General features: G+C 42.4%; 13 protein-coding genes, 1 pseudogene and 1 riboswitch. Of the genes and pseudogenes, 7 read left to right on the top strand and 7 right to left on the bottom strand.

Going from position 1 to position 18708, the window contains the following annotated elements; all coding sequences use genetic code 11:
• Positions 1-289 precede the first annotated feature (289 nt).
• Complete coding sequence (speB, locus tag UYK_RS0104160) at positions 290-1483, bottom strand: agmatinase (protein WP_009457383.1); 1194 nt, start codon at positions 1481-1483, stop codon at positions 290-292.
• Between the two features lie 81 nt (positions 1484-1564).
• A riboswitch (guanidine-I (ykkC/yxkD leader) is annotated at positions 1565-1675 on the bottom strand.
• Positions 1676-1988: 313 nt separating this feature from the next.
• Between speB and UYK_RS0104155 the strand changes: the two genes are divergently transcribed.
• The 4 genes from UYK_RS0104155 (at position 1989) to UYK_RS0104145 (ending at position 5582) form a co-directional block, all read left to right on the top strand.
• The gene (locus UYK_RS0104155; RefSeq protein ID WP_009457384.1) at positions 1989-3239 is read left to right on the top strand and encodes an EcsC family protein; all 1251 of its coding nucleotides are present in this window, start codon (positions 1989-1991) and stop codon (positions 3237-3239) included.
• The gene (locus tag UYK_RS25920) at positions 3236-3436 is read left to right on the top strand and encodes a hypothetical protein (protein WP_157221808.1); all 201 of its coding nucleotides are present in this window, start codon (positions 3236-3238) and stop codon (positions 3434-3436) included. Before UYK_RS0104155 ends, UYK_RS25920 begins: the two co-directional genes overlap by 4 nt.
• A 52-nt stretch (positions 3437-3488) precedes the next feature.
• On the top strand, positions 3489-4970 hold the full coding sequence (locus UYK_RS0104150; RefSeq protein WP_009457386.1) for a leucyl aminopeptidase: 1482 nt from the start codon (positions 3489-3491) through the stop codon (positions 4968-4970).
• Positions 4971-5099: 129 nt separating this feature from the next.
• On the top strand, positions 5100-5582 hold the full coding sequence (locus tag UYK_RS0104145; RefSeq protein ID WP_009457387.1) for a helix-turn-helix domain-containing protein: 483 nt from the start codon (positions 5100-5102) through the stop codon (positions 5580-5582).
• Between the two features lie 362 nt (positions 5583-5944).
• Here the strand turns inward: UYK_RS0104145 and UYK_RS0104140 are convergent, their stop codons facing one another.
• The 3 genes from UYK_RS0104140 to UYK_RS0104130 form a co-directional block, all read right to left on the bottom strand.
• A complete protein-coding gene (locus UYK_RS0104140) occupies positions 5945-7018 on the bottom strand; it encodes an LOG family protein (protein WP_009457388.1) in 1074 nt (357 codons plus the stop codon).
• Between the two features lie 668 nt (positions 7019-7686).
• Positions 7687-8034, bottom strand: a complete 348-nt coding sequence (trxA, locus tag UYK_RS0104135; RefSeq protein WP_256678112.1) for a thioredoxin — start codon at positions 8032-8034, stop codon at positions 7687-7689.
• A 397-nt stretch (positions 8035-8431) separates the two neighbouring features.
• Positions 8432-9595, bottom strand: a complete 1164-nt coding sequence (locus UYK_RS0104130) for a GuaB3 family IMP dehydrogenase-related protein (RefSeq protein ID WP_009457390.1) — start codon at positions 9593-9595, stop codon at positions 8432-8434.
• Positions 9596-10124: 529 nt separating this feature from the next.
• Between UYK_RS0104130 and UYK_RS0104125 the strand changes: the two genes are divergently transcribed.
• A complete protein-coding gene (locus UYK_RS0104125; protein WP_009457393.1) occupies positions 10125-12611 on the top strand; it encodes an endonuclease MutS2 in 2487 nt (828 codons plus the stop codon).
• A gap of 113 nt (positions 12612-12724) precedes the next feature.
• Positions 12725-13777, top strand: a complete 1053-nt coding sequence (hisC, locus tag UYK_RS0104120) for a histidinol-phosphate transaminase (RefSeq protein ID WP_009457394.1) — start codon at positions 12725-12727, stop codon at positions 13775-13777.
• A gap of 129 nt (positions 13778-13906) precedes the next feature.
• On the opposite strand, the gene UYK_RS0104115 is transcribed toward hisC, so the two are convergent.
• The 3 genes from UYK_RS0104115 to UYK_RS0104105 all read right to left on the bottom strand — a co-directional run bounded on the left by UYK_RS0104115 (position 13907) and on the right by UYK_RS0104105 (position 18272).
• On the bottom strand, positions 13907-14233 hold the full coding sequence (locus tag UYK_RS0104115; protein ID WP_009457396.1) for a hypothetical protein: 327 nt from the start codon (positions 14231-14233) through the stop codon (positions 13907-13909).
• Positions 14234-14450: 217 nt separating this feature from the next.
• The gene (locus UYK_RS0104110) at positions 14451-16004 is read right to left on the bottom strand and encodes a hydantoinase B/oxoprolinase family protein (protein WP_009457398.1); all 1554 of its coding nucleotides are present in this window, start codon (positions 16002-16004) and stop codon (positions 14451-14453) included.
• Positions 16005-16154: 150 nt separating this feature from the next.
• The gene (locus UYK_RS0104105; protein ID WP_009457400.1) at positions 16155-18272 is read right to left on the bottom strand and encodes a hydantoinase/oxoprolinase family protein; all 2118 of its coding nucleotides are present in this window, start codon (positions 18270-18272) and stop codon (positions 16155-16157) included.
• A 214-nt stretch (positions 18273-18486) separates the two neighbouring features.
• On the opposite strand from UYK_RS0104105, the pseudogene UYK_RS0104100 reads away from it, so the two are divergent.
• A pseudogene (locus UYK_RS0104100) lies at positions 18487-18666 on the top strand (helix-turn-helix domain-containing protein); the annotation flags it as partial.
• Positions 18667-18708 lie beyond the last annotated feature (42 nt).

Below are 18708 nucleotides of genomic sequence, written 5' to 3'. Positions count from 1 at the left end.
AGGAGAGGGGGAAGGGGGTGAGGTCGGGATTTGGGGTGATTCGATCATTTGTGTGTACACCGTAGCCTTGGTAAGGAGAGGGGAACTCGGGACCCCCACTCCCTTGGGGGAGTGGGGATTAGGGGAAGGGGGTGAGGTTTCGCGGATACAATAAATAAACAAACGGATTTCATTTCATAGCGAAATATTTACTATTCAGACTTTGCGCCCCTTTGCGCTCACCTTTGCGTTTCAAATCACCACTTTTTTTATGCAATCTCCACACCACACACAAGTGCCAATGATAAACTTACCTCCAATCTTCCACTAACTCTGATTGGGCTTCGGGGTGAATATATGCGGGTTTTTCTTTGCGTGGTAATTGACCAGATATGACTAAATGGGCCATTGTGTCACAAATCACCCGTGTCGCCATTAATGATGTAATGTCACTGATATCGTAAGGAGGCGAAACTTCTACAACTTCTAGACCACAAATAGGTGCTTTTTGGACAATTTTACCTAACATGGAAAGCGCTTCACGCGGTAATAATCCACCAGGTTCAGGCCAGCCTGTTCCAGGGACAAAACCAGCATCAATGCAATCAATATCAAAGCTGATGTAAACGCAGTCAGTACCATCTAAAGCTCGTTCTAAGGCAAAGTTGACTGCTGCATCCAAACCCATCTCTGTGATGTCCGTAACTGTGAGGATATTGGTCGCTCTTTCTCGGCAAACTTTTACACCTTGTCGCGGTACTTGCCAACCACCAATTCCCAATTGCACGAGGTTTTTTGCGGGAGCATTTTTAATATTTGTTGCATGGAACCAGGGACAGGTATGCATCCGCTCATCGAGGTCTGTTTCCTGGGTATCGACATGACGATCGAAGTGAATAATTCCGACTTTTTTGTCACCCAAGTGACGGCAAATACCTCGCACTGTTGGAAATCCAATTGAGTGATCGCCTCCTATAATAATGGGAAATGCACCAGAACTAAAGATGTGGGCAATACCTTTAGAAATTTGGTCAAAAGACTTTTCGTTATTGGCGGGAATGGTAAAAATATCACCCACATCACACAAGGTTATTTGCTCGCGTAAATCAACACCTAGTTCAAAGTTATAAGGGGTATATAATGCGGAAATGCGACGGATTCCTTGGGGACCAAATCGAGTTCCGGGTCGATAGGTAGTACCAGAATCGTGCGGTACACCCACGATCGCAACGTCGTATTCACCGACTTTCCGCACATCTTCCAAATAAGGTGCTTTCAAAAAAGTATTGATTCCAGCAAAGTGGGGAAGTTCACCGCGAGAAAAGGTAGGAATGGAGCGATCGCTGATACTTTCTGCTGCTTCTAAACCAAATTCTAATCCTCGAGAAACTTCCTGCTGCCACCCTGTCAAGGGCAAATTCGCTTCTTTTTCCAGCGCCCGATTCGCTTGTGTTTCTGGTCGTTGGAAATGAGAATTGGCGTCACCAAAAGATTGATCTGTCATGTCTCAAAATATGACATCTAAACAATAACTAAGGAAAAACTATAGCCCGAGTAAGTCATAACAGTCCAATTTCTGCTATGTACCTCCCGGGCTTTTTTCCCGCCGTGTGCCAGTTTTTGTGAAACTGGTTGCTTCTCTTGGACCAGTCGTTTAACTTCCCTGAATTAAACCGGAACCCTAGAAGCTATATATTTTTACCCAATTGCTAATAGTTATTTTTAAGGACAGGCTTTTTATACCCAACGTTTATAGATAGCAATAATTTTTCCGCAAAAATGTATTATTAGTTACAAAAATCTCTAGAGTACTTCTATCAAAGCAATTGAGGTGTTTTATTTTTGATAACAATTTATTAAGTGAGGTAGTCCGGCACAAATTAAAGTTAACTAGTTATGATTGTCAATTTCACCCCATGGGGAATCTGATTTATCCTCCCAGAAAGAGGTCAAGGCGATCGCACCTCCGTTAAAACCGAAATAGAAGGATGTTACTGAAGGGCCAAGCAATGGCAGATAAATCTAAAAAAGATACAAATAATATACCCACTTCCGATATACAAGAAGATAAACCATCTTTGTTAGAATCCTTTGCCGAAACATTAGGTTGCGTAGCCGGAACCGCAGTCGGGGTAGGAACAGCCGCTGGTAGTACAGCGATTGAAGCTGGTAAAGCAGTTGCAGAAACAGCAGCTGGTGTAGGAGAAGCAGCAGCCAAGCAAGTACACCAACTATTTGAGCAAGCAACTCATACAGCAGGACAAGTAACAGAACGTCTGGGTGAGAACTGGCTGATCCGCAGAGTAGCTGGTGCGTTAAATCTCAATTGGCTAGTTGGTGCTAGTGAGAATGTTGATTTAGACAAATCCGCAGCATTAGTGAAAAAGCTTCAGCAGGAACATCCTGATGAATCACCTAGCCAAATTGCCCACCGGATCATGGTGGATAAAGCAATGAAAGCCGGTGGAATTGGTTTGGCAACAAGTATTTTACCGGGTTTTGCAGCAGCACTGTTGGCAATTGATTTAGCAGCTACAACCCAATTGCAATCAGAAATGATTTATGAGATTGCCGCCGCCTATGGGTTAGATTTAAAAGATCCCAGCCGTAGAGGGGAGGTGTTGGCAATTTTTGGTTTAGCTTTAGGTGGTGGTCGTCTGTTGAGAACAGCAGGTTTAGGCTTGTTGCGAAATGTACCTTTTGCGGGTGCGGTGATTGGTGCTAGCTCGAATGCGACAATGATTTATTCTTTGGGATATGCAGCTTGTCGATTTTATGAAGCGAAGCTAGATGAATCCAAGTCCCTGACTTCTGAAGAAACCTTAGCAGAACTCAAGCAACAAAGCGATCGCTATTTGGAAACTGCGATCGCTCAACAAGCAGTCATGGATCAAATTTTAGTTCACATGATCCTAGCCAGACATCTAGACAAGACTTGGGAAGAAATTTTACCAGAGTTAGAAGCTGTAAATCTCAGTCCTGCTTCTTTGGAAGCAATAGGCAAAAATATCAAGTCACCCCAGCCTTTAGAGCAACTTCTCAATCAACTTAACCGTGATTTTACCATACCACTTTTAGTTCAAGGTTACAGAATTGCCAAACTCGATGGTGAGATTAAACCAGGAGAACAAAAAGTTATTGATGCGATCGCCACTAAATTTAATATTGATTTGAATAAAATTCAGTCAATAGTCAATATGAGGTATTTTCACCAACTACCAACCACAGGAAAAACGCACCTTAAAGTGGCGCATGTATGAATTATTGTTCAGGTAATGGGCTGCGCCATCAAGATAGGTTTTTTCTTTTCCCGCTAGATGCAGCCGATACTTTGCTTCGAGGTTTGTCCAAAACTCAGGAGAAGTTCCCATCGCTTTTGAGCCTGCTGAATGCTTTGAATGTTGGATTACCAGATAGTACTTGCGTTTGTATAGCAACAACCGTTAACAACCCATAAAACACGAATTTTACGCAATACTGGTACAAGAACTGTTACACACAATCAAAAAATGGAAATTATACCTAGTAGTACCCCGATTTTAGAGTGGACTGGAGATGGTCTGGCTGTAGGATTATTTGAAGATAATACAGAGCTAACCGGCGAACTGGCGACTTTAAATGAGAAATTTGCAGGGTATATAAAAGAACTAATTGCTGAAGAGGAATTTAAGGGAAAAGTCGGTAGCACTGCTTTCACAAGATTAGGTAGTAGTAGCCCAGTTCGTAAAATTATCCTGGTGGGCTTAGGAAAAGCAGATGCATTGAAATTGGATACTTTGCGCCGTGCAGCAGCTGCGATCGCTCGCCAAGCCAAAAAGCAAAAATGTAAAACTCTGGCGATTAGTTTACCAGTTTGGAACAACGATCCTGCCCAAACTGCCCAAGCCTTGGCTGAAGGTGTGCAATTAGCACTATACCAAGATAATCGCTTTAAGTCAGAACCTGAGGATAAAGGGCCACAAGTAGAAATAGTAGAATTACTGGGACTGAATGGACAAGAGGCGGCGATCGCTCGTGCTAATCAAATTTGTTCTGGGGTTATTTTGGCAAGGCAACTGGTAGCGGCTCCTGCTAACGAAGTAACACCAATTACAATGGCAGAAACCGCAATGGCGATCGCTTCCGAAGCAGGAATGCACATAGAAATCCTGGAACGGGAAGACTGTGAGAAATTGGGCATGGGTGCGTTTTTGGGAGTAGCAAAAGCATCTGATTTGCCACCAAAATTTATTCACCTCACCTACAAACCAGAAGGTACACCCAAACGCAAGCTAGCAATTATTGGTAAAGGCTTAACCTTTGATTCTGGTGGACTCAACATCAAAGGTCCAGGTAGCGGCATCGAAAACATGAAAATAGATATGGGTGGTGCAGCAGCGACTTTTGGTGCAGCCAAGGTGATTGGTCAACTCAAACCAGATGTAGAAGTTCACTTCATCTCCGCCGTTACCGAGAATATGATTAGCGGCCATGCCATGCACCCTGGTGATATTCTCAAAGCATCTAACGGTAAAACAATAGAAGTGAATAACACTGATGCAGAAGGACGCTTGACTCTAGCCGATGCTTTGGTATTTGCTGATAAACTTGGCGTTGATGCGATCGTTGATTTAGCGACTCTCACTGGTGCTTGTGTGATTGCCTTAGGTGATGATATTGCTGGTTTGTTTACTCCTGATGATGCTTTAGCTAAAGAGTTAGAAACAGCAGCGGACAGTGCAGGCGAAAAAATTTGGCGACTTCCAATGGAAGAAAAGTATTTTGAGGGAATGAAGTCTGGGATTGCGGACATGAAAAATACAGGTCCTCGTCCTGGTGGTTCCATCACTGCTGCCTTATTCTTAAAACAATTCGTTAAAGACACTACGGCTTGGGCGCACTTAGATGTAGCTGGGCCCGTTTGGACAGATAAAGAAAACGGCTATAACGGACCTGGCGCGACTGGCTTTGGTGTTCGCACCCTTGTAAATTGGGTGTTGAGTTATTCGTAAATTCAACCATCCTTTTTACAGGACAGCAAACTCATCTTTGTATTTGCAAGGGTAGGCACAACACCTACCCTAATATTTTTGATAGTTTTGAGAAATTGTAATTAATACCAATTGGGAGATAGAGTAAACGTGAAAGGAGGAAGTAAGTATCAACCACTTTTAGAATATCTCCAAAGAAGTGATTGCCCTGAAATCACCCTTTCTTTCACAGAAATTGAAAAATTGATTAATAGCACCCTACCCAACTCAGCCAGAAAAGAACGCCGATGGTGGGGAAACCGCAGCACAGGTTCACCCCAAGCCTCAGCTTGGATGAAGGCAGGGTACGTAGTAGAACTTAACCTAGAATCAGAAACTGTCACTTTTCGCAAACCGACTGGTAGCTACAAAGTTCAAACTGCAACTAATACTATGAACTGGAACAGCGAAACCATCAAAGCACTACGCCTGCAAATGGGACTTTCCCAAAAAGAATTTGCCGAAGAGTTAGGCGTTCGCCAGCAAACCGTCAGCGAGTGGGAAACAAGTGTATATGAACCAACTCGCGCCACATCAAAACTTTTAAGCATGGTAGCTGAAAAAGCTGGATTCAAATACAAAAGTGGAGAGTAAAACTACAAATTGTAAATGATACATTGACATTTGTACACGCTACCGTGTAAAAACAAAATAGACTTTTTGGAAAAGTCGTTTTTGCACTATTTCAGGTAAAGCGGAAAGGTTAAAGTTTTTTGCTTTCTCCTTTACCTTTTCTTCAACAACTGCCAATCAATTTAATCTATTGAGACCTATCGCTTTAGGAAGACCTTACCAACAACGCGATACTCTTGACCATAAAGTTAGTAGTTAGTTGTTAGTAGTTAGTTGTTAGTTGTTATTTCTCTACTCCCCACCTCCCGATCACCCCACCACCCCATCTCCCCACCACCCGTCCTCCTGGTCATCAGATATATCAGACTTACAGTGAAACGGTATCACTTCAATTCTGGGTGCGCTCTATCTTCTGGTGAAGGCGCACCCATACTGTTGATGGCTGCAATCATTTGATAAAGACGCCCCAAATCTCGTTGATTGAAGTAAAGAACTAAGCGTGGTAGTTCTAAAGTTTCATCTTGTCTTTCTTGAGGTAAAGCTTGGCTTTTTTCAATTCGTCCTGTCACCAGAATGTCACTAAAATTAGCGTTTAATTGCTCTACTTCCGCATCTGATATATCTGTTCTCAGGCGAATTACTAGGCGATCGCCTACATAGCGACTAGAATGATAAACCTGGTAAAAACGGGTAATAGCATTACAAGCTACCACCAGATCATCTGTCACTGTGTAAAGATTTGGGTCTTCGGGACTTACCAAACCATTTTTCACTAATTGTTTATCAATATATTCACTCCAAGAACGCCAGTAGTCTCCACCAGGACGGTCAATTAAGACTACGGGTACTGGGCCAAACTTACCTGTTTGGCTTAAAGTCATACACTCGAAAGCTTCATCTTGAGTACCAAACCCACCAGGGAATAAGGCGATAGCATCACTTTCTTTTAAAAGAAATAACTTGCGAGTAAAGAAATACTTAAAATGAATCAGCTTCGGATCACCCTCAATAATTGGGTTTGCTTGCTGTTCAAAGGGTAGTTGAATATTTAGACCAAAAGAATTTTCTCGTCCAGCACCTTCGTGACCAGCTTGCATAATCCCACCACCACCACCGGTCATGACCATAAATCCCAATTGAGTGACATAGCGAGCGAAGTTAGCTGCCATGTGATATTCTGGCCTTTCTGGTGATATGCGAGCCGAACCAAATATGGTTACTTTCCGGACATGTCGGTAGTTATGAAAAAGCTGGAAACCACGTTCCATGTCTATTAAAGCAGCGGACATGATTTTCCAATCAAGGCGATCGACATCACTCTCAGCCAGACGTACTATGGTAGCTAGCGCCTGCTGAATATATTGTCGATGCTTCAACGTTGGTAAACGCTCAAATAATTCGACGATATCGGTTTGGAGAGACTCTAATGTGTCAAACGACGACGCAGATGAGGTCATGAGAACTGTAGCCAAAGCGGCACTATATTTTACCTGAATTTGATTTCAATGTGGAATTTCTCAACCACTACAAATTTTCAACTGTCTGCCATTGCCAATTGATCTTGAGAACACTTAAGTAAGTGGTTAAACAAAATTAAAGTTGTCGGTAGGACATCTGTAATTGGGAGATGGGGAGAGAATTTCTCCCTATCACCCCACCGCCCCTAATCCTCATAGGGGACTCCACCTTCCCCATCTTCTTCTGAATTGTCTAAGACAAAAAAGCACCTCCAGTTATAAAAACCAAGGTGCTACTACTTTCTTTGCCAACTAAAAAATTACTTTGAAATAACAGAATATAGGGCGGTTTACCAAAAATGGCTACAACCGGGAAAACATGTTAAAAGCTGGTGCTCAAAGCTTTACAGCCTTGAATTTTTACCTTTTGCATTAGTTTTTCCCACTGGGAGTTGGCAAACAAAGAGTTAGAAATGAATCACAGATGACTTTTTTAGAGTAGACTTTATTGCTATTCTGTGTTGGGCAGTAAAACACAGTGCAAACTACGATAGTTGGAAAAATATTAGAGTTAGGAGACTAGCTATAGTATCCCTTTATTTGGCTAGCAAATACCGAAAATTTTTGGAGTGAAAAACACTCCAAACGTATTTGCTGTAGCTTAGACTTTAAAGATATTTTTCCAAAGTATTAGCTAATGTAGATTTAGGCACAGCTCCCACTACCATATCAACTTTTTGCCCACCCTTAAAAATCATCAATGTAGGAATGCTGCGGATTCCGTACTGACTAGCAACATTAGGATTCTCATCGGTGTTAACTTTAACTACCTTGAGTTGACCTTCATACTGAGCTGCTATTTCATCTACAACTGGGGCTACCATCCGGCAAGGACCGCACCAGGGTGCCCAAAAGTCAACCAAAACAGGAACTTCGCTGTCTAATACTTCCTGCTTAAAAGTAGAGTCGGTAACTTGTGCGGCTGCTGACATGGCTACAAACCTTTGCCTATATATTTTTGATCGTGCTGAAATTCTACCATAGCAAAAAGCATTGCTTGGAGTCAGACATATACATTTGTATTTAACACTTCTACGGCTTGATGGGATTTTTAGGGGTTAAACTTCTAGAGAAACGTCAATTGCCTCTACTGTTTGCGGCCTTCTGCATAAGGAACCGCCCGGAACAGCAGTCCGGGCGGAGTGTGGTGTGAGGAGTGAACGGAAACATGCGTCTCCGCTATTCCTATTGTAGGCGACGTATGTGATTTTTCCAGTAAATCTTTTAGAGTCTGGAAAAATTTTTTTGTAGTTGGTGGTTGGTGGTTAGTGGTTGGTGGTTAGTTGCTATTCACTCCTCACACTCCCCATCTCCCCACATTCCCACATTCCCCGTACTAACAACTAACCTGTCTTATTTGCCCATACCTAATTGTTGAGCTTTTTGATATACTTTACCCTCAGTTAACAGGGAAGGAGCGATCACAACTTCGACTTGCTGCATTTCTTTGAGATTTTTTGCTCCTAATGTACCCATACTAGTTTTTAAGGCTCCTAAGAGATTATGAGTACCATCATCTAGCTGTGCTGGACCGACGAGAATTTGTTCTAAAGTGCCAGTCGTACCTACGCGAATGCGCGTTCCTCTGGGTAATACAGAGCTAGGGGTTGCCATACCCCAGTGATAACCACGTCCTGGTGCTTCACTAGCCCTGGCAAAAGGAGAACCAATCATAACTCCATCTGCGCCACAAGCAATGCACTTACAGATGTCACCACCAGTGATTAAACCACCATCAGCAATTACTGGAATGTATTTACCTGTTTGTTGATAATAGTCATCACGGGCAGCTGCACAATCTGCGATCGCTGTTGCCTGTGGTACACCCACTCCCAACACACCACGGGAAGTACAAGCAGCACCAGGACCAATACCAACAAGAACCGCCGCAGCACCTGCTTTCATCAAGTCTAGGGTAACTTCATAAGTGACACAATTACCCAAGACCACAGGTATGGGCATTTCTTGGCAAAATTGAGCCAAATCAAGGGGTACTATAGATTCTGGCGACAGGTGTGCTGTGGAAACAACAGTTGCTTGCACAAAAAATAAATCTGCCCCTGCTTTTGCCACTACAGCACCATATTTACTTGAAAGCGCGGGAGTTGCACTCACTGCGGCTATACCGCCTTGTTGTTTAATTTCTCTAATTCTTTGTTCAATTAATTCTGGTTTAATAGATTCGGCATAAAGTTCTTGCATCAAGGGGACAAATTCTTCTTTGCCCACCGAGGCTATTTTGTCTAAAATTGGCTCTGGATCAGCATAGCGAGTTTGAATTCCTTCTAAATTCAATACACCCAATGCTCCTAAGTTTGATAGAAGCACGGCCATGCGAACGTCCACTACACCATCCATCGCGCTGGCAATAATTGGGATTTCTCGCTCAATATTACCAATACGCCATTTTGTGTCTGCCAAACTCGGATCTAGCGTCCTGTTGCCAGGTACTAAAGCTATTTCATCTATACCGTAAGCCCTACGAGCTGTTTTTCCCCGCCCAATTTGAGTTTCCACGCTGTTAATGTTCCCAAATCTGTTTAAGCTAGGGTATCAAATTGTGGAGACATTTGCAGCGGTTTTTTTAAACGAACTGCCTAAATAAAAAAATGCCAATAAGAATCAAGATAAAGAACAAGGCTGAATGATTCAGTTTTTGCATCGTTATTTACTTGAGGTTGATGTTAGCCAGGTTCTCAAAAATTTGGATATTATGTGTCAATTATTACTTAATTATTTTCATCCATGCCTAGTTGATTTGGTATCTTTAATTTCAATACGGTTCAGTTAGTCGATTGAGCAAAAGGCTGTAAGGGTGTAAAAAAAAACAAGAACTTTTCTTAAATTCATATCTTAAAAATACTCCAAAATACCCCGAAATTTTTACCCTACAGCCACAAAATCCTCCTACACCCGTTTTTCTCGATGCTATACGGAAATTTCACCCTGCCAGAGTGAGCCGTGGAGGGTTTTGTATTGCTACGATAAATTTCAGATTATTTAAATCAGATATTAATCAATTATTAAAACAGTACATATCAAAGCCTTGATTCAATCTGAAACTCTAGAACTACTCGAATGGCATCGCCTCTGCCAGCATCTATCGACCTTTGCGGCTACTAAACTGGGGGCGATCGCAGCGCAGGATTTGACTCCGCCTGGCTCTCAAGTTGAGAGTGAGTATTTGTTGACGCAAACTAAAGAAGTGTATGAACTCGAAAGTCGCCTCACTACAGGACTTTCGTTTGAAGGAATTCAAGATATTGGTGATTCTCTAGAAAGGGCAGAACTACAAGGAGTTCTGGCAGGTGAAGAACTCCTGGCTATTGCTACCACTCTGGCGGGAAGCAGAAATTTACGTCGGATCATCGATAATCAGCCAGATTTGCCCATTCTCACAGAACTAGTGGCTGAGTTAAGAACTTATCCAGAACTAGAACAAGAAATTCATCGTTGTATTGACGAACGAGGACAAGTAAGCGATCGCGCTAGCCAAAAACTTGCTGACATTCGTACAGAATTGCGGAAATTACGTAACCAAATTACACAAAAATTACATAATATTATCCAAGTAAAATCCAATGCAGTTCAGGAACAAATTATTACCCAACGAGGCGATCGCTATGTAATTCCTGTGAAAGCGCCGCAAAAAGATGCGATTCCCGGCATAGTTCATGATACTTCTGCTAGCGGTGCAACGCTCTATATAGAACCAAATTCTATTGTTCCCTTGGGTAATCAACTGCGGCAGTTAGTTAGAAGAGAACAGGCAGAAGAAGAGGCTATTCGTCGCGCTTTAACTGAACAAGTGGCAGAAGTAAAACCTGATTTGGAAAAATTACTTGCCATTACTACTACTCTAGATTTAGCAACTGCCAAAGCACGTTATAGTTTCTGGCTACAAGCCAATCCACCCCGTTTTATCAATCGCCAAACAAACGAGTACATTACCCTACGGCAATTACGGCATCCGTTGTTAGTATGGCAACAACAACACGAACAAGGACAAGCAGTAGTTCCTGTAGATTTACTGGTTCAACCAGAAATTAAAGTAGTAACGATTACTGGACCAAACACAGGTGGTAAAACAGTAACTTTAAAAACCTTAGGTTTAGCAGCCTTAATGGCAAAAGTCGGTTTATTTGTTCCTGCCCGTGAACCAGTAGAATTACCTTGGTTTGACCAGGTATTGGCAGATATAGGTGATGAACAATCACTACAACAAAATTTGTCTACATTTTCTGGACATATTCGCCGTATTAGTCGGATTTTGGAGGCGATAGATAAGCCACTTGATGGGGAACTCGGGGCCCCCACAACCGACAGGGAGTGGGGATTAGGGGCAATGGGGAGATTGGGAGATGGGGAGAAAGATTGCACCCCACCACACCATCAAAGTTTTGCCCTAGTACTCCTCGATGAAGTCGGCGCAGGTACAGATCCTGCTGAAGGTAGTGCCTTAGCGATCGCCTTATTACGCTATCTGGCAGATCATGCCCAGTTGACTATGGCAACTACTCACTTTGGTGAACTCAAAGCGTTGAAATATCAAGATGAACGATTTGAAAACGCCTCGGTAGAGTTTGATGAGGCTACCCTTTCGCCTACTTATCGGCTGCTGTGGGGGATTCCTGGACGTTCTAACGCTTTGGCAATTGCCCGACGCTTGGGGTTAAAAGCAGAAGTTATTGAACAGGCAAAAACTAATCTGGGAGGATCAACAGACGAAGTTAACCAGGTAATTGCTGGGTTAGAAGCGCAACGCCGTCGCCAAGAAACTAAAGCCGCACAAGCACAAGATTTGTTGCAGCAAGCTGAGCGTTTATACAAAGAAGTCTCCGCAAAAGCCGCAAATTTACAGGAAAGAGAACAAACTTTGCGTGCTTCCCAAGAAATAGCGGTACAGCAAGCGATTGCTCAAGCTAGAAGCGAAATTGCTCAAGTCATTCGCCGCTTGCAGCAAGGTACACCCACTGCCAAAGATGCCCAACAAGCCACAAATGCTTTGCATCAAATTGCCGAAAAATTTATACCCCAACCACCACCAAAACCGAAACAAGGATACATTCCCAAAGAAGGCGATCGCATCCGGATTCCCAAATTAGGGCAAACAGCAGAAGTTTTGACTGCACCCGATGAGGATGGTGAATTGACCGTCCGGTTTGGGATTATGAAAATGACAGTCAAACTAGAAGATGTGGAATCTCTGGATGGGAAAAAAGCTGAACCCGTAGCGAAAGCAAAACCAACTCCAGCAGCAACACCAGTTACTCCAACCCAACCAGCCCCAGCAATTCGTACATCTAAAAATACAGTAGATATACGTGGGCGTAGGGTTGCAGATGCCGAACTTGTTTTAGATAAAGCAATTTCCGAAGCAACAGGGCCAATCTGGATTATTCACGGACACGGTACTGGTAAACTGCGCCAAGGTGTTCATGCCTTTTTGCAGCAACACCCCAGAGTTAGTCGTTACGAAGCAGCAGAACAATCTGATGGTGGTACTGGTGTGACTGTAGCATATGTGGACTGAATTCCAACAGCATAAATAGCTAGAGCTTTAGCAATGAAACCCGTAACTTGCTGTGTTTTACAGTAGAGCATCTGAAGCGATAATCATCCTAGTAGTCTGCGAACTTGAACTTCATGAGTTACTTCCGTCCCGCCATTGATGCTATGACTGGTTACGTTCCCGGAGAACAACCGAAACCGGGAACCAAAATTATTAAGCTGAATACCAATGAAAATCCTTACCCGCCATCACCAGACGCACTCAATATCCTGAGAAACTTAGACAGTGAGTGGTTACGGCGTTATCCTGATCCCTTTGCGCGTGAATTTTGTGCTGCTGTCAGTGAAGCGTTGGGTGTACCCGCAGATTGGATCATTGTCGGTAACGGTAGTGATGATGTGCTGAATGTGTTGGTGCGTGCTTGTGCGGAAGGAGGCGATCGCAAAGTTGTTTACCCAATGCCGACTTACGTTTTGTATCGTACCCTAGCAGCGATGCAACCAGCAGAAGTTGTTGAAGTTCCCTATCCCCAAGATTTTACCCTGCCTATTGATGATCTGGTTGCTGCTAATGGGGCGATTACCTTTATTGCTTCTCCCAACAGTCCTTCTGGTCATTCTGTACCGTTGGATGATTTGCGTACTTTAGCACGGCGAGTTGCAGGGATTGTCGCGATCGATGAAGCGTATGTTGATTTTGCTGAATCTTCTGCCTTGCCGTTGGTGCAAGAATTTGAGAATGTGATTGTGTTGCGTACTTTATCCAAAGGCTACTCTCTAGCAGGCTTACGCATGGGTTTTGCTGTAGCTCATCCTAAATTACTGGCAGGTTTGTTTAAAGTCAAAGATAGTTACAACATTGATGCGATTGCCACTTTAGTTGGTGCAGCTGCGATGCGGGATCAAGCTTATAAAAATGCTTGTGCTGAGAAAGTAAAAATATCACGAGCAAAGCTGACTGTTGACTTAAAGAACTTAGGTTTCACAGTTCTTGATTCCCAAGGAAATTTTGTCCTGGCTACACCTCCCGAAGGTAATGCAGAACAGCTTTATTTAGGATTGAAGGAACGAGGAATTCTAGTGCGTTACTTCAAACAACCGGGATTAGACAACAAACTGCGGATTTCAGTCGGTACAGATGAACAAAATCAAACATTAATTGAAGCTTTAGTCAGCTTGCTCAAATAAAACCGATTACAACGTTTTCCCATTTCGTAGCGAATACAACTCCGAAAAACTCTGCGAACCTCTGCGTTTAAAGTTGCTACTGTACTCAATTCGTAGTAAGCACGCTTTGTGCTTACTACAAACTAATCACTATTCCTCAACTTGACGGACAGCAAACTTATGTAGAGGCAGGCTAACAATACAAGAAAATGTTAAGAAATACGACAAAGCTGTTGTAATCCTCAAAGTCATCTGTATTGCTTCCCAATGAGGTAACACTAATTTTTCAATACCAAAAGCAACGCAGTAAACTAGCCAGTAACAAAAGGTCATTCTAAATAAAATTACCTCTGTTGCATCTGCATCATCTTTTTGTTTGTGCTGTTTGTTCTCCCATAGTAGAAGCAAACCAATAATACAGGCTAAGCAAGAAACAGCAACAAAAAAATCATGACAAAAAAAGTTTACTGAAGGCATTTTTCTTTATTCCAAATTTTTTTCTATTTTTTAGATCAGTCTAAAGGAATAGATATAACGAGATAGGCAAATAGTTACAAACTGAAATAGATTCTCGAAACTATGTAAATAAATGCTAAAAATTTATAAATTTTGCTTGATGTCTTGGTGTCTTTGTGGTTTCTATAATATTTTTAACCACCAAGACCCAAAGACACAAAGAAATAGTCTAACTCAGCTAGCAGGATAATTTACCAAATCCTCCTCCCCCAGGAGTTTCGATCACAAAAACATCTCCTGGTTGCATTTGCACTGTCGCTGTGCTGTCTAAATTCTCTTGGGTTCCATCTTGACGTTGTATCCAGTTGCGTCCAACTTGTCCGGCTTCCCCACCATTTAACCCAAAGGGAGGTATGACTCGATGTCCAGAGAGAATATTAGCTGTCATCGCTTCTAAAAACTTGATGCGACGGATAACGCCATTCCCACCTGAGTGTTTTCCTTTACCGCCGCTATGAGGACGCAAACTAAAGCTTTCTACTAAGACAGGATAGCGAGTTTCTAAAACTTCGGGATCGGTGAGGCGGGAGTTAGTCATGTGGGTATGGACTGCATGAGTACCATCAAAGTTAGTTCCTGCACCAGAACCACCGCAGATGGTTTCATAATATTGATAGCGATCGTTACCAAAAGTAAAATTGTTCATGGTTCCCTGAGAAGCAGCCATGATGCCTAAAGCACCATATAAAGCATCGACAATAGTTTGCGATGTTTCTACATTTCCGGCTACCACTGCTGCTGGATAGGTTGGGTTGAGCATACAGCCTTCAGGGATAATAATTTCTAGGGGTTTGAGACAACCGCCATTGAGGGGAATACTATCATCAACTAGAGTCCGAAAGACATATAAAACTGCTGCTTGAGTGACGGCTTTGGGAGCATTGAAGTTAGTATTTAATTGTCGAGATGTGCCTGTAAAATCGATGGTAGCACTGCGGTTTTCTCGGTTAATTGTGACTTTGACTTGAATACGTGCGCCGTCATCCATTTCATAGATAAATGAGCCATCTTTGAGAACATCAATCGCTCTTCTTACTGATTCTTCGGCGTTATCTTGGACAAATTTCATGTAAGCTTGGACTGTGTCGAGTCCATATTGAGAAACCATTTTTCGGAGTTCTTGTACTCCTCTTTCATTGGCTGCAATTTGTGCTTTAAAATCAGCAATATTTTGGTCAGGGTTACGAGCCGGATAGGGATGATTTAAGAGTGTTTCTCGTACTTGGTTTTCTCGAAAATTGCCTTGTTCAACTAAGAGGAAATTATCAAAGAGAATTCCTTCTTCTTCGACTGTGGTACTGTGGGGAGGCATGGAACCAGGGGTAATTCCGCCGATATCGGCTTGATGTCCGCGGGAAGCTACATAGAAAATAATTTGTTTTTCCTCTTCATCAAAAACGGGGGTAATTGCTGTGACATCGGGGAGATGAGTTCCGCCGTTATAGGGATTATTAGATAGATAAACATTTCCTGGTTTGAGGGTGTTACCTTTATCGTTAATTAAACTACGAATACTTTCACTCATTGAGCCTAAATGTACGGGAATGTGTGGGGCATTAGCTACTAGTAGTCCGGAAGCATCAAAAATGGCGCAGGAGAAATCTAAGCGTTCTTTGATATTTACTGATGCTGCTGTGTTTTGCAGAACAATTCCCATTTGTTCGGCGATAAATTGATAGAGATTTTTGAAGATTTCGAGGCGGACGGGGTCGGGTTGAGATGTTGTGTACATGTTGTTTTTGTCTATTGGGAGTTGTAGCTATGACCAAAATGTTTGATTTTTCGACCACCGATGTACACAGATGTAGACGCCCTTAAGGGCGGCTTCCCACAGGGTACACAGATGGATTTTTCGTTGGTGACTGTACGTTTTATGTGAGGTCTAATCAATATGTTGTAAAATTAGGTGATTGCGTTCGGTTAAGTTGGCTTGCCATTTTGGTTCGATTACGATTGTGCTAATTTTTTCAACGATGATTGCTGGACCGTTAATTTTATCTTCTGGTTGTAATTCTTCTCGTCGATAAACAGGTGTATTATGCCATTGGTTAGCAGTAAACATCTGCACTGTGTCGACAGAGCTGGGAGGTTGATTGAGGGGACGGGTACGGGTAATTAAGGGTTCTTCTGGTGTGTCCATTTTCTGAATTATTTCGACTGAGGCGGATTCGACAATTAAGGTTTTTTCTATTTGAATGAAACCATAGCGCGATTTATGTTCGACTTCAAATTCTTGCCGCATCATTGCTATATCTAAGGCAAAATCAATTGTCAAAATCGAGTTGGTTCCTTCATATTTCAAGTTAACTTTTCGGACTATTTCTTGTTCGTTGCTTGCTTTAAACTCCCTCTGTCCCTCGGGGGTATCTAGTTCACTTCTAGCTTGGGTTTCTAAAACTTGCATTAACTGTTGTAATTGCGGGATTAGTTCTTGGGTGAGAGGTTGTTCGACTCCGCTTTCTCTGATTGCTCTCACATCAGCTAATCCCATACCATAAGCTGAAAGAACTCCTGCATAAGGGTGTAAAAATATCTTTTTCATTCCCAAAGTATCGGCGATTAAACAAGCAACTTGTCCGCCTGCACCACCAAAACAACAAAGCACATATTGAGTGACGTCATAGCCTCGTTGTAAGCTGATTTTTTTAATTGCGTTTGCCATATTCTCGACAGCGATCGCAATAAATCCGGCGGCTACTTGTTCGGGAGTACGGGTGTTACCTGTAGCATTTTGGATATCTTGAGCTAGTTGAGTAAATTTCTCAACAATTATATTTTTATCTAAGGGTAAATTGCCGTCTGGACCAAAGACAGAGGGAAAATATCGGGGGTGAATTTTGCCTAGCATGACATTAGCATCGGTGACGGCTAATGGCCCGCCACGACGGTAACAAGCAGGACCAGGATTTGATCCCGCTGATTCTGGCCCGACACGATAACTAGAACCATCAAAAAACAAAATTGAACCGCCGCCAGCAGCAATAGTATTAATTGCTAATACGGGAACTCGCATCCGTGCGCCAGCAATTTCTGATTCTAGCTGACGTTCATATTCTCCTTTAAAGTGGGCAACATCTGTACTTGTTCCGCCCATGTCAAAGGTTATAACTAAATCAAAACCTGCTCTTTTACTGGTTTGGACTGCGCCGACAATACCCCCAGCCGGACCACTTAAGATACTATCTTTACCTTGAAATTGTTGTGCATCGGTTAAGCCGCCATCGGATTTCATGAACATTAATCTTACGCCTGGTAACTGGCTAGCTACTTGGTTGACATAGCGACGCAGAATTGGAGTTAAATATGCATCTACAACTGTTGTGTCTCCTCGACTGACTAGCTTCATCAAAGGACTAACTTGGTGGGAGATGGATATCTGCGTAAAACCAATTTCTTGGGCAAGTTGGGCGACTTGTTGTTCATGACGAGGATAGCGATCGCCATGCATAAACACAATGGCACAACTACGAATACCTGTGTTGTAAGCTGTTTGTAAGTCTTTTTTGACCTGTGCAATGTTGACTGGGGTTAATTCGTTGCCGTTAGCATCATAGCGTTCGTCTACCTCAATTACTTGTTCATAAAGCATTGTGGGTAAGATGATATGTCTGGCGAAGATGTGAGGGCGGTTTTGGTAGCCAATTCGCAATGCGTCTTTAAACCCTTTGGTAATGAGAAGAACTACGCGATCGCCATGTCTTTCTAACAGGGCATTTGTGGCAACTGTTGTTCCCATTTTTACCACTTCGATGGCTTCTTGGGGTATGGGTTGATTACGAGAAAGTCCAATGATATCTCGAATACCTTGAATGACTGCATCTTGATATTGTTCGGGATTTTCTGAGAGTAATTTGTAAACTATAATCCATTGCTGATTAGGAAGAGGAACAATTAAAAACCGTTCTTGATGTTGCGAGAGTTTGTTGATGATTCCTTGATTATCAGTAACGGCAACAATATCTGTAAATGTACCACCGCGATCGGCAAAAACTTTTAACATATTAGTGATTTGTCATTGGTCTAAAAGTAGGGTAACAACTAGATGCAGAGTGTTTCTACTACAATACACTTTCAAAACTGACTTTCGATAAGTGATATTACGTATTTAATAGTGCTATAAGTTCCTTGTTATCTAAGTAAAAAATGGGTAAAGATTCAAACGAGCGAAAGAAGATTACACACAGAACTATAGCACTAAGCAAAAGGAAGAGAAAATCAACGTTAAAACAAGCAGTGGTAATGTGTTTGCAGATTTAGGTCTAGCTAATCCTGATGAACTACTTGTTAAAGCAGAACTTGCACGTCAAATTAGCGAAATTATTACCAAACAGAATTTGACTCAAATTGAAGCTGCTGAAATTTTAGAAGTTGATCAACCAAAAATTTCTGCTTTATCCAACCTACTGGCGTGGCAAGGCTAAAATAGTCTAATAGAA

Source organism: Fischerella thermalis PCC 7521 (genome assembly GCF_000317225.1).
Taxonomy (GTDB): Bacteria; Cyanobacteriota; Cyanobacteriia; order Cyanobacteriales; family Nostocaceae; genus Fischerella; species Fischerella thermalis.
The sequence above is the reverse complement of the archived record's forward strand: the minus strand, read 5'-3'. Positions and strand labels throughout refer to the sequence as shown.

Bases quoted from the DNA above. Each gene is read 5' to 3' on its own strand.
- UYK_RS25920 (WP_157221808.1), top strand. From the start codon at position 3,236: ATGAATTATTGTTCAGGTAATGGGCTGCGCCATCAAGATAGGTTTTTT.
- UYK_RS0104150 (WP_009457386.1), top strand. From the start codon at position 3,489: ATGGAAATTATACCTAGTAGTACCCCGATTTTAGAGTGGACTGGAGAT.
- speB (WP_009457383.1), bottom strand. From the start codon at position 1,483: ATGACAGATCAATCTTTTGGTGACGCCAATTCTCATTTCCAACGACCA.
- UYK_RS0104155 (WP_009457384.1), top strand. From the start codon at position 1,989: ATGGCAGATAAATCTAAAAAAGATACAAATAATATACCCACTTCCGAT.
- UYK_RS0104140 (WP_009457388.1), bottom strand. From the start codon at position 7,018: ATGACCTCATCTGCGTCGTCGTTTGACACATTAGAGTCTCTCCAAACC.
- hisC (WP_009457394.1), top strand. From the start codon at position 12,725: ATGAGTTACTTCCGTCCCGCCATTGATGCTATGACTGGTTACGTTCCC.
- UYK_RS0104115 (WP_009457396.1), bottom strand. From the start codon at position 14,233: ATGCCTTCAGTAAACTTTTTTTGTCATGATTTTTTTGTTGCTGTTTCT.
- UYK_RS0104105 (WP_009457400.1), bottom strand. From the start codon at position 18,272: ATGTTAAAAGTTTTTGCCGATCGCGGTGGTACATTTACAGATATTGTT.
- UYK_RS0104110 (WP_009457398.1), bottom strand. From the start codon at position 16,004: ATGTACACAACATCTCAACCCGACCCCGTCCGCCTCGAAATCTTCAAA.